Source organism: uncultured Roseibium sp. (assembly GCF_947499295.1).
GTDB lineage: Bacteria > Pseudomonadota > Alphaproteobacteria > Rhizobiales > Stappiaceae > Roseibium.
In genome coordinates this window covers 247,522-257,961 of sequence record NZ_CANMNP010000008.1, presented here as the reverse complement: position 1 = coordinate 257,961, position 10,440 = coordinate 247,522, and the positions used below count along the sequence as shown (strand labels likewise).

11 protein-coding genes are annotated in these 10,440 nt (G+C 56.1%); 9 read left to right on the top strand and 2 right to left on the bottom strand.

Translation table 11 applies throughout. From position 1 onward, the window contains the following. Window positions 1-39: 39 nt before the first annotated feature. Window positions 40-594: an alpha-ketoglutarate-dependent dioxygenase AlkB gene (locus tag Q0835_RS15015; protein WP_298962488.1), complete on the bottom strand. Its 555-nt coding sequence runs from the start codon at window positions 592-594 to the stop codon at window positions 40-42. Window positions 595-616: 22 nt separating this feature from the next. Further along, the gene (locus tag Q0835_RS15010; protein WP_298962485.1) at window positions 617-1,435 is read right to left on the bottom strand and encodes a hypothetical protein; all 819 of its coding nucleotides are present in this window, start codon (window positions 1,433-1,435) and stop codon (window positions 617-619) included. Between the two features lie 303 nt (window positions 1,436-1,738). Between Q0835_RS15010 and dnaK the strand changes: the two genes are divergently transcribed. The 9 genes from dnaK to Q0835_RS14965 all read left to right on the top strand — a co-directional run bounded on the left by dnaK (window position 1,739) and on the right by Q0835_RS14965 (window position 10,296). Further along, window positions 1,739-3,661 (top strand): molecular chaperone DnaK, encoded by a 1,923-nt coding sequence (dnaK, locus tag Q0835_RS15005; RefSeq protein WP_298818665.1) that lies wholly within the window; start codon window positions 1,739-1,741, stop codon window positions 3,659-3,661. A gap of 220 nt (window positions 3,662-3,881) precedes the next feature. Beyond that, window positions 3,882-5,009 carry a molecular chaperone DnaJ gene (dnaJ, locus tag Q0835_RS15000; protein ID WP_298818667.1) on the top strand — a complete coding sequence of 376 codons (1,128 nt, stop codon included), beginning with the start codon at window positions 3,882-3,884 and terminating at the stop codon, window positions 5,007-5,009. Between the two features lie 112 nt (window positions 5,010-5,121). Further along, on the top strand, window positions 5,122-5,784 hold the full coding sequence (locus tag Q0835_RS14995) for a methyltransferase domain-containing protein (protein ID WP_298818669.1): 663 nt from the start codon (window positions 5,122-5,124) through the stop codon (window positions 5,782-5,784). A gap of 96 nt (window positions 5,785-5,880) precedes the next feature. Continuing rightward, window positions 5,881-6,456 carry an NADPH-dependent FMN reductase gene (locus Q0835_RS14990; RefSeq protein WP_298818671.1) on the top strand — a complete coding sequence of 192 codons (576 nt, stop codon included), beginning with the start codon at window positions 5,881-5,883 and terminating at the stop codon, window positions 6,454-6,456. A 102-nt stretch (window positions 6,457-6,558) separates the two neighbouring features. Continuing rightward, window positions 6,559-7,119 (top strand): ATP-dependent protease subunit HslV, encoded by a 561-nt coding sequence (gene hslV, locus Q0835_RS14985; protein WP_298818673.1) that lies wholly within the window; start codon window positions 6,559-6,561, stop codon window positions 7,117-7,119. Window positions 7,120-7,125: 6 nt separating this feature from the next. Continuing rightward, window positions 7,126-7,644, top strand: coding sequence for a GNAT family N-acetyltransferase (locus tag Q0835_RS14980; RefSeq protein ID WP_298818675.1), 519 nt, complete (start codon window positions 7,126-7,128; stop codon window positions 7,642-7,644). 3 nt (window positions 7,645-7,647) lie between these two features. After that, window positions 7,648-8,952 (top strand): ATP-dependent protease ATPase subunit HslU, encoded by a 1,305-nt coding sequence (gene hslU / locus Q0835_RS14975; protein WP_298818676.1) that lies wholly within the window; start codon window positions 7,648-7,650, stop codon window positions 8,950-8,952. Window positions 8,953-9,033: 81 nt separating this feature from the next. Beyond that, on the top strand, window positions 9,034-9,528 hold the full coding sequence (locus tag Q0835_RS14970) for a universal stress protein (RefSeq protein WP_298818677.1): 495 nt from the start codon (window positions 9,034-9,036) through the stop codon (window positions 9,526-9,528). Window positions 9,529-9,738: 210 nt separating this feature from the next. Beyond that, window positions 9,739-10,296 (top strand): NifU family protein, encoded by a 558-nt coding sequence (locus tag Q0835_RS14965; protein WP_298818679.1) that lies wholly within the window; start codon window positions 9,739-9,741, stop codon window positions 10,294-10,296. Window positions 10,297-10,440: the final 144 nt, after the last annotated feature.

Here is a 10,440-nt window from a genome sequence, read left to right as displayed (position 1 = left end):
TTTGCAAGATATGGACTTCAGAACCTGATCGTTTCAGACTTAATCCGATCCATCAAATGCCGGGACTGAACACCTAGCCTCACCGCCGAGCACAACGACATCGCCGGACTGCAGGCGAAAGGATCTGGTCGGGTCCTTGCGGGACAAACCGCCAACCCGGAAAGTTGCTGTGTCGCCAAGCGAGACCGAAATGACAGGGGCTTCGAAAGTTTGTTCGTCCCGGTCCTGGTGCAGTCCCATTCGGGCGCTCTGCTCATAAAAATTGATCAGGCAGGCCTGTGGCGGCTGAGCACTTGGCGCGAGATCCTTCCAGAGTTTTTGCAAGGCGAGCGGAATGCCGGGCCATGGAGCTCCAGTATCAGGATGTGCTTGCTGATACCGGTATCCGTTGATGTCGGAGACCCAGCCAAGCGGGCCGCAATTGCTCATCTTCACGGAAAAGGCTTTTCCGGTTCGCGGCATCACAGGCTGGAAGAGCGGTGCCTTAGCAACGCATGACCGCACTTCTTTCAGAAGAAATTCCTGGGTGGTGCGGTCAAAGTATCCGGGCAAATACTTAAAGCCCGCCGGGCCGCCAAGAGAGCTATCCTGCATTTTTTTGCTCACGGGTTCTTGTTCAGTCACCGCACCCGCCGCAACCAGAAGAACTGCATCCACTGGAGCCGCCGGCAGTACAGCCCGAACCGCATCCAGACGACTTGCTTCCCGCCGTTTTGTTGAAAAGCAAGAGGAGAACGATCCCGACTATGGCAACACAAAAAACGAAAACGACAGTATGTTCCGTAGCCCAGTGCCAGATCATGTTTCGAACCCGGTCCAGCAGTGTGTCGCCAGCCGGAGAGCCATGAGCTAAAGCAAGACTGCTTCCCAGGAGAAATGCGACAAGCGCAGCACAGGCACCAAGCACGGCGCCAGGAAGCGACGTCAGGGCCTTGAAGAAGGTCCGAACGTGATTGGGCCATTCCGGTTTGGCGATTATCCAGTGATCTTGTGTATTTATGCGACGGAAATGCGGTGCTTTCCCGAATCGCACGGAGGCCGGAGGCCATATGTCAGCAGGCGGTTTGCCGAATTCGGTTCGGTAATGCGCCAATGTTTTGGCGTAGGCATCGTTGAACAGTGCATTCTGATCTGCACCGCCCTTGGTCGGCATATGGTGCAAAGGGCCGCCGAGTGCGTCCTTGAAAGCCCCCCAATAGTGCTTCGTATAGGTCAAATGAAGGTGCCAGGCCTGGTCGACCTCGTCGCTTGGCGTAACCATGCCTGAGCCCAGCCGGCTGAGATAAGCAAAACGCTGATATTCCGTGATGACGCGCAGGGCATATTCGTGAGACCAGCCATTGTCCCGTGCCAGTCGTTTTGAAAATGGAAAATCGGCTTCGACCGCATCTGGATGACAAGCCGTAATGCGGCTCCACAAATCGGCGTCTTTCATGAATGTATTCCTCTGGAGAGATCCCGCGTCTGAATGGTGATTTTCTGAAAAATTGACTTTTACGACAATCCGAAATCCGATCTTGGTAACGATCAGGCAAGAAATATCGGTGATGACTGGCGATTGCCAGCAAACAGATGTCTTGCAGGCAAAGTTTCATCCACCTATATAGCGATCAAGCTTCGCGCCAAATCCAGAGCATGTGCTCCGGCGCGATCTCCGGGCTGGTCCCGGATTACAAGTGAGAGGAGCCGGGCCGACGCCTTCTAGGGTCTGTCTGGTTTGCTAGAAAGAGAGGCAGATATGGCAAAGGTCATTGGTATCGACCTCGGCACGACGAACTCGTGCGTCGCCGTCATGGACGGTAAAGATCCCAAAGTAATCGAAAACGCAGAAGGTGCACGCACCACACCGTCTATGGTGGCATTCTCCGACGATGGCGAGCGCCTTGTCGGTCAGCCGGCCAAGCGCCAGGCAGTCACCAATCCGACGAACACGCTCTTCGCAGTCAAGCGCCTGATCGGGCGCCGGTTTGACGACCCGACTGTCGCCAAGGACCAGAAACTGGTTCCCTTCGAAATCGTCAAAGCCGACAACGGCGACGCATGGGTTGAGGCAAACGGCGAAAAATACTCCGCGTCCCAGGTTTCCGCCTTCATCCTTCAGAAAATGAAGGAAACGGCAGAGAGCTACCTCGGCGAGAGTGTTACTCAAGCGGTCATCACTGTTCCGGCATACTTCAACGATGCTCAGCGTCAGGCAACCAAGGATGCCGGCAAGATCGCTGGCCTGGAAGTCCTGCGCATCATCAACGAGCCGACTGCCGCAGCCCTAGCCTATGGCCTGGACAAGAATGAAGGCAAGACCATTGCTGTTTACGACCTTGGTGGCGGCACGTTCGACGTGTCCATCCTGGAGATCGGCGACGGCGTATTCGAAGTGAAATCCACGAACGGCGACACGTTCCTGGGTGGTGAAGACTTCGACATGGTTCTCGTCGACTATCTGGCAGCTGAGTTCAAGAAAGATCAGGGCATTGACCTGAAGAACGACAAACTTGCCTTGCAGCGTCTGAAAGAAGCCGCGGAAAAAGCCAAGATCGAGTTGTCGTCCTCTTCGCAGACCGAAATCAACCTGCCGTTCATCACGGCTGATGCATCCGGTCCGAAGCACCTGACATTGAAGCTCACCCGCGCCAAGTTTGAATCTCTGGTTGAAGACCTGGTCAAACGCACCATCAACCCCATGAAGGCTGCTCTGAAAGACGCAGGTCTGGCAGCTGGTGAAATTGACGAAGTCGTTCTGGTCGGCGGCATGACCCGCATGCCCAAAATTCAGGAAACCGTGAACACCTTCTTTGGCAAGGAGTCACACAAGGGTGTAAATCCGGACGAAGTCGTGGCCATGGGCGCAGCGATCCAGGCCGGTGTTCTGCAGGGCGACGTCAAGGACGTGCTCCTTCTGGACGTCACTCCGCTGTCGCTCGGTATCGAGACGCTCGGCGGTGTCTTCACTCGCCTGATCGATCGCAACACGACGATCCCGACCAAGAAGAGCCAGGTGTTTTCCACGGCCGAAGACAATCAGACGGCTGTGACCATCCGTGTCTTCCAGGGCGAACGTGAGATGGCTGCCGACAACAAGGTTCTCGGCCAGTTCGACCTGGTCGGACTTCCGCCGGCACCGCGTGGCGTGCCGCAAATCGAAGTCACCTTCGACATCGATGCCAACGGTATTGTCAATGTTTCGGCAAAGGACAAAGGTACCGGCAAGGAACAGCAGATCCGCATCCAGGCCTCTGGTGGTCTTAGTGACAATGACATCGACCAGATGATCAAGGATGCTGAGTCCCATGCCGACGAGGACAAGAAGCGGAAAGAGTTGGTGGAAGCCAAGAACCAGGGCGAGTCGCTGGTACATTCCACTGACAAGTCGCTGAAAGACTACGGTGACAAGGTCTCCGAAGACGACAAGGCTGCGATCGAATCCGCTCTTGAAGAGCTCAAGTCCTCGCTCGAGGGTGAAGACCTTGAAGACATCAAGGCCAAAACCCAGGCCCTGGCCGAAGCATCCATGAAACTTGGCGAAGCCATGTATCAGGCTGCACAAGCCGATGCGGAAGCCGGTGGCGAAGGCGGCGAAGAAGCCGAAGCCAAGGCGGAAGACGATGTTGTCGATGCGGACTTCGAGGAAGTCAAAGACGAAGACGACAAGAAGTCTGCATAACTGAAAGTCGACAGCCAGCCGTGTCTCGGCTGGCTGGTCAAGTCTGGCGCCGGACGCTTGCTTGCCCGATCACAAGGGCACATGAGTCCGGCGCTTTCGCCGTAATAGTCGCGGGTGGGGCTTTGTCTGGATCAATTGAACATGCGACGAGCCCCTCTCGTTCCTGGCGCCGGGCCTGCCCAGGCTGCCGACGGTGCAACAACAAGACCGAGAGATCTTGATGTCCAAACGTGATTTCTACGAGGTTCTGGGCGTTTCACGCGATGCGGATGAAAAGGCGCTGAAAAGCGCTTACCGCAAAATGGCAATGCAATATCACCCGGACCGCAATCCGGGCGATGGTGAATCCGAGGCCATGTTCAAGGAAGTCAACGAAGCGTATGACACCTTGAAAGACGGCCAGAAACGGGCCGCCTATGACCGCTTCGGGCATGCAGCTTTCGAAAATGGCGGTTTCGGTGGCGGTGGTGGCGCAGGCGCGCATGATTTTTCCTCCACCATGTCAGATATCTTCGAAGAGTTCTTCGGTATGGGTGGCGGACGCCGTTCCGGTGGCCGGGAGCGTGGTGCCGACCTGCGCTACAATCTCGACATTACGTTGGAAGACGCTTTTGCCGGCAAGACGGTTGAGATCGAGGTCCCGACCAGTATCACCTGTGACGACTGTTCCGGTTCAGGTGCGAAACCGGGAACCAGCCCGAGTGCCTGCCGTACTTGCGGTGGCGCCGGGCGTGTACGTGCAGCTCAGGGCTTTTTCACGCTTGAGCGCACCTGTCCAACCTGTCAGGGGCGTGGGCAGGTCATCACCGATCCCTGCGAAAGCTGCAGCGGCTCAGGACGAAAGACCCAGGATCGTACGCTGTCTGTCAATATTCCAGCCGGCATCGAAGACGGCACCCGAATTCGGCTTGCCGGAGAAGGGGAAGCCGGTGTGCGCGGTGGTCCTGCGGGCGATCTTTATATCTTCCTGTCAATTCGCCCCCATGAACTGTTTCAGCGCGATGGCGCAGACCTCTACTGCCGGGTACCCATTTCCATGAGTACGGCAACCCTGGGCGGGCAATTCGATGTGCCGACTGTTGCGGGTGCGACAAGCCGGGTGAAGGTACCGGAAGGTACGCAGACAGGAAAGCAGTTCCGCCTGCGCAGCAAGGGCATGCCGATCATGCGCACCAGCCAGCACGGTGACATGTATATTCAGGTCACTGTGGAGACGCCGACGAACCTGACACGCAGGCAAAGGGAACTTCTGGCGGAATTTGAAAAAGAATCGTCCGGCGAGAACCATCCCGAATCTGCGGGGTTCTTTTCCAAAGTGAAGGATTTCATAGACAATCTCGGCGCTTGATTGGCCTGGTGCGTCTAAGCATTATCCGCGAGTTCGTGCAATTTGTACGCCCACCCGTAGCATATTCTGACAAGTCCCCTTATATTCACCTCCTGGGTGGAAGTGAGGTAAGATGTTGAAGCGTAGCGGGATTCGCGGGGAACGCCTTCGGGAAAAGATCGTCAAGGCCAATGCCGTCCGGGCAAAAGTGCTCGACGAAATGAAGTTCATACGATCCTGGGCGCAGAATCCGTTGAGGACCGGGGCTGTAACGCCATCGGGTCCCGATCTCGCTGCAAAGATGGCCTCGTTCCTGACACCGCGTCCTCATTGCCGTGTCGTCGAACTTGGACCTGGCACGGGTGCCGTGACCAAAGCCTTGATCGATCGCGGATTTGCCAACCATCATCTCAATCTTGTCGAATACAGCCCCGAATTCTGTGAAATCCTGAGCCTTAGGTATCCGGGCCTGACCGTCTTGCAAGGGGATGCATATGCTTTGCGCGAAAGTCTGGAAAGTGAAGGCGGATTTTTCGCTGACCGGTCGAACAGGTCGGGCAAGCTTGACGGCATTGTCTCATCCTTGCCGCTGCTGACGAAACCGGAGTCTGTTCGAAAGGCTCTGCTGGCCGAGGCTCTCGAAATGCTCAAGCCTGGAGCGCCTTTCATTCAGTTTTCCTATGGGCTTGTAGCGCCCGTCAAGCCGAACAGTCATGCCGTCTCGGTGTTCAGTTCGGATTGGGTTTGGAAAAACCTGCCTCCGGCGCGGGTTTGGGTTTACCGCAAAGGCCACTAAACCTCCAAAATTCGTGCACAACGCTCTAGTTACCGTGTTCGGGCAAACACCTTTGGCGGTGTTGCCCTATGGTCGACTGTGAACTGGAGATATTTGATGCGAAATCCAAAGATCCTCGTGTGTTCAGGCTCGTCCCGGAGCGCTTCGCTGAACGGCAAACTGGTGGCGCTGGTGGCAAAGAGGCTGGCCATTCTGGATGCGGAGGTCACACACCTGTCGCTGAAGGAGTATCCCTTGCCCGTCTATGACGGTGACCTGGAAGAAAGCGATGGCGTGCCTGAGAATGCCTGTAAGCTCAAACGTTTGTTCCATGGTCAGGATGGTGTGTTCCTGTCTTGTCCAGAATACAATGCCGGCATCACACCGCTTATGAAGAACACTCTGGACTGGATAAGCCGTGTCAAGGAGCCGGGTGAAGCATACAAGAACAAGGTTTTTGCGCTCGGAGCAGCTTCACCGGGCGGGTTCGGTGGCATGCGCGGCCTAATCGGTATGCGCACGATCCTCGAGGTTGGATTGGGTGCAATGGTGTTGCCGCAGATGGTCTCAATTCCCCGCGCATCTGGTGCCTTTGACGAGAAAGGTGACCTTACCGATGACCGGATCAGCGGTCAGCTTGATCGGCTGGTGGATGCCCTCTTGAGAGCAACCAGGATCGAGATGTCGCACTGAGGTTGAAACCCGCGTTATTCTAGCCTGCGCCAATGATTGCTTGGAAATGCCGTGTTAGCCGCCTACATAGGGCGGCAGACAAAAGAGACTTACGAGGACTTGATGAGCGAAACGCGCGAACCTGCCCAGTGGCACGGTACGACGATCATGATGGTGCGCAAGGGCGGCAAGGTCGTCATTGCGGGCGATGGACAGGTGTCTCTCGGCCAGACCGTGATCAAGCACACCGCCCGCAAGGTGCGGCCGCTTGCAAAGGGTGAAGTGATTGCAGGCTTTGCAGGTGCAACCGCAGACGCATTCACGTTGTTTGAGCGCCTGGAAGCAAAGTTGGAGCAATATCCCGGACAGCTCATGCGGGCTTGTGTGGAACTGGCCAAGGATTGGCGCACCGACCGTTACCTGCGCCGGCTTGAAGCGATGATGCTGGTTGCCGACAAGAATGTGTCACTGGTGCTGACCGGAACCGGTGACGTTCTTGAACCTGAAGGCGGCATTATGGGGATCGGTTCGGGTGGCAACTACGCACTGGCTGCCGGCCGTGCACTGGCAGATACGGATATTGACGCAGAAACCATTGCTCGCAAGGCCATGGCGGTCGCGGCAGAAATCTGTGTCTACACAAATGCCAGTGTAACTGTTGAATCGCTGGATACCGCCGAGTGATCGTCGATGGTCTCGTTTCGCCCCGTGACAATGGAAGATCTGCCCTTGCTGTCGGAATGGATGGCAAGGCCGCATTGGCGGGAATGGTGGGGCGATCCGGCTGAAGAGCTTGGATACATCAAGGAAATGCTGACCGGCCAGGACACAACGCGTCCCTATTTTTTCCAGATAGACGGAAAAGAGACGGGTTATATCCAGGTCTGGTTCATCAAGGATCAGAAGAACACCGAATGGGTTGAAGACTATCCCTGGCTGGAGTTGCTGCCTGAAGAAGCGGTTGGCGTGGATTTGTCCATCGCCAGCGCGGCAGATCTGTCAAAAGGCATAGGAACCCGAGTTTTGAGTGCATTTGTTGAGAAGCTGCGCGGGGAAGGGTATGAGCGGATCATCATTGATCCGGACCCTGCAAATCTGAGGGCTGTTAAAGCCTACCGAAAGGCAGGGTTCCGGGAGATCGAGGATCTTCTTGGCCGCACCGACGACAGTTTGCTCATGGAACACAATAATCAAGAAGGCGTGTCGTAAACGATGACCGATTTTTCTCCACGCGAGATCGTATCAGAACTCGACCGATACATTGTCGGTCAAAAAGACGCTAAGCGTGCAGTGGCAATTGCGCTGCGCAACCGCTGGCGCCGTCAGCAACTGGAAGGTCAGATGCGCGAGGAGGTTCTGCCAAAGAACATCCTCATGATCGGACCCACCGGCGTTGGCAAGACCGAAATCTCCCGACGGTTGGCAAAACTGGCCAAAGCTCCATTCACCAAGGTGGAGGCAACGAAGTTCACCGAAGTTGGGTATGTTGGCCGGGATGTCGAGCAGATTGTCCGCGATCTGGTTGAGGCCGGTATCACGCTGATACGCGATCAAAAGCGCGAATCGGTCAAGGCGAAAGCCCATGTACTTGCCGAAGAGCGGGTACTGGACGCACTCGTCGGTGCCAACGCAAGCCCGGCAACGCGCGACAGTTTCCGCACAAAACTGCGCGATGGCGAGATGGATGACAAGGAAATCGAAGTCGAGGTCCGTGCGCAGGCACAGATGCCGAGTTTCGATCTCCCGGGCATGCCTGGCGCAAGCGTCGGCGTCATGAACGTGTCGGATCTTTTGGGCAAGGCCTTTGGTGGTCAGACCAAGAAGAAACGGACCACGGTTCGCGAATCTTACGAGCTTCTGATCAACGAGGAGTCAGACAAGCTCCTCGATGAAGACAAGGTGGTCGAAGAGGCGATCTCGCTGGTGGAGAATTCCGGCATCGTCTTCCTGGACGAGATTGACAAGATTTGCGCACGCGAGGGCCGGGCAGGCGGAGACGTGTCCCGCGAAGGCGTTCAGCGTGATCTGCTGCCGTTGATCGAAGGCACTGTGGTGTCCACCAAACACGGCCCTGTCAAGACCGACCATATCTTGTTCATCGCATCGGGTGCGTTCCATGTGGCCAAACCGTCGGACCTCCTGCCCGAACTGCAGGGGCGTTTGCCGATCCGCGTGGAATTGCGCGCACTTAACAAGGAAGATTTCCGTGCGATTCTGACTGAACCTGAAGCAAGCCTGATCAAACAGTATGTCGCGTTGATGGAAACGGAGAACGTCAAACTCTCCTTCACCGAAGATGCAATCGAGGAAATCGCGTCGGTCGCGGTTGATCTCAATGCCTCGGTCGAAAACATTGGTGCGCGCCGATTGCAGACTGTGATGGAACGAATCCTGGACGAAATCTCCTTCACAGCCCCCGACAAGTCGGGAGAGGAAGTTGAGATCTCCGCAGAGTTCGTGAATGAAAATATCGGTGATCTCGCCAAGAACGTGGATCTGTCGAGGTTCATTCTCTAGGTAGGTCAGCAGAAAAGCCGGTTCAGGCAAGCGGCAATTTCGCCGCTTGCGATGCGTGCAGAGCAATGGCAGCATGCGCGAATGGTAGCTATTCGCAAAAGCAACGAGGAAGGCCACCGCCGGAAGTTTCTGGTCGTGGTCGACGAAACGCCCGAATGTGATCGGGCAATTGTTTATGCAGCCAAACGTGCGGCGCGCACGGGGGGCGTGGTCACTCTCGTCTTCATCATCGCACCGGGTGATTTTCAGCACTGGCTCGGCGTGGAAGACATTATGCGCGCGGAAGCTCAGGAAGAAGCGGAAGCCACCCTTGCCAAAGCCGCCGGTCGCGTCCGGTCGGTCGCACGCACCGAACCTGAAACCGTTGTTCGGGAAGGGGCCAAGGCCGAAGAAATCATGGAGCTGATTGAAGCTGACGCCGATATCGCGATCCTGGTTCTGGCTGCCAGCACCGGGTCGGAAGGTCCTGGACCGCTTGTGTCGTCGATTGCAGGAAAGTCTGCGGGAACGTTCCCCATTCCGGTTACCATCGTGCCGGGGAACCTGGACGACGATTCCATCTCTGCTCTGGCTTAAGGGTCAGGGCACCCGGCAGATTTTGCACCAAAAAACAGCGGCATCTTCAGGGCGGCTGCTTGACCACGCCGGTCGAGTACCTATCTAGTTTTTAACGGTTCCAAACTGCTGCGAGATGGTCTAAAAGGACTTATCGGTGTTTTGCGATAAGGAGAGGCGCAAGACACCCGCTTAATTCGGGCGCGTTCAAGAAACGCAAGGACGATGATCATGTTCATTCAAACGGAAGCTACCCCCAATCCGGCCACGTTGAAATTCCTGCCGGGCAAGGTCGTTTTGCCGGAGGGCACTTACGATTTCCGCTCAAGGGCGGATGCCGGCGCTTCGCCTCTGGCGGAAAAACTTTTCGATGTCCCCGGTGTTGTGGCCGTCTTCTTCGGTCATGACTTCGTCACGGTGACAAAGGACGAAACCGACTGGCAACACATGAAGCCGGCTATCCTCGGCGTGATCATGGAGCAATTCATGTCTGGCCAACCGGTCATGATAGCCGGTCAGGCAGAGGATACCGAAGAAGGCGAATTCTTCGAAGAAGGTGACACGGACACCGTCAAAACAATCAAGGAACTCCTTGAAACGCGGGTTCGTCCGGCCGTCGCGCAGGACGGTGGAGACATCACCTTCAAGGGCTTCAAGGAAGGAATTGTCTATCTTTCCATGCGCGGCGCGTGCGCCGGGTGCCCTTCTTCAACGGCAACTTTGCAGCACGGCATTCAGAATCTGCTGCGCCATTTCGTTCCCGAGGTCGAGGAAGTTCGGCCGATCTGAGCCGAATTCTCTCGATTTTTCAACGGCCTGACCTTGTTGTCGGGCCGTTTTTATTTCCGACTCGCTTTCCTTGTGGAACGCAAGCCCCCCATTGGACTTAGGTCCAAAGCTAGGCTCGACATAAGTGGGGTCACGCGGTAGTGG